General features: G+C 67.6%; 1 protein-coding gene and 1 pseudogene. One reads left to right on the top strand and one right to left on the bottom strand.

All coding sequences use genetic code 11. The features are described from left to right. Positions 1-314: pseudogene (locus EQG76_RS15120) on the bottom strand (hypothetical protein); the annotation flags it as partial. A 174-nt stretch (positions 315-488) separates the two neighbouring features. Between EQG76_RS15120 and EQG76_RS15125 the strand changes: the two are divergent. Beyond that, on the top strand, positions 489-812 hold a 324-nt coding region (locus EQG76_RS15125; protein WP_407925541.1), incomplete at its 3' end, for an ABC transporter permease.

The raw sequence follows: 812 nt of genomic DNA on the forward strand, positions 1-812 counted from the left end.
TCGGGCCCCTTGAGGTTGGTCCACATCGCCTGCAGGCAGCCCGGCAGAGCCGCATCACACAACAGATGATGGACTTTGGCGCCACGCAATGCCAGGGAGACCGCCAGCACGCTTTCCAGGAGCGTCACCAGGGCGTGGCCGCCGGTGTTGGTGGCGATCAGGACCGACTTGCCCTTGTGGGACCGGCGCGTGGCCCGCTCCCACAGGGCGCGGTCCTTCTCGATCAGGCTGGCCCAGTCGACCAGGGCACCCTGGGCGGCGGCACGGATCGGGGCCGCCTCGGCCTTGAGCCGGCGGAACAGGCGCTGCAGCAAGGACGGAAACTCCTGGCGCCCGTGACCCGGACGCGCGGGGGGAATTGATGTCCGCCTAGGATCATGCGATAGGCGCGCTGTCAATCGCGCCGGACACGCCCAGGTAGAATTGCCGCTCCGGGCGCCTTGCGGCCGGCGCGTGCGACCCGATTAGAGATCGAGAGTCCCCCGTCCATGGCAGTCATCCAGTCGCCGCGTCAGGAACAGACGCAGCCGACTCTCGTGATCGAGCACAAGAGCGTGGCAGACCTCGCCACGATGTGGCGGGACCTTTGGGTGTACCGGCACCTGATCCGCTATCTGGCCGGGCGCGAGCTCAAGGGCCGCTACCGCGCCTTCACGCTCGGGCGCGCCTGGTTCCTGATCAAGCCGCTCTCGGAGATGCTGGTCTACGTGCTGATCTTCGGGCTGGTCCTGAAGCTGCACCGTGGCAGCCTGCCCTATCCACTGCACGTCTATACCGGCCTGATCGCCTGGCTGTTCTTCGCCGGTGCGGCC

The organism is Geminicoccus flavidas (genome assembly GCF_009806515.1).
GTDB classification, from domain to species: domain Bacteria; phylum Pseudomonadota; class Alphaproteobacteria; order Geminicoccales; family Geminicoccaceae; genus Geminicoccus; species Geminicoccus flavidus.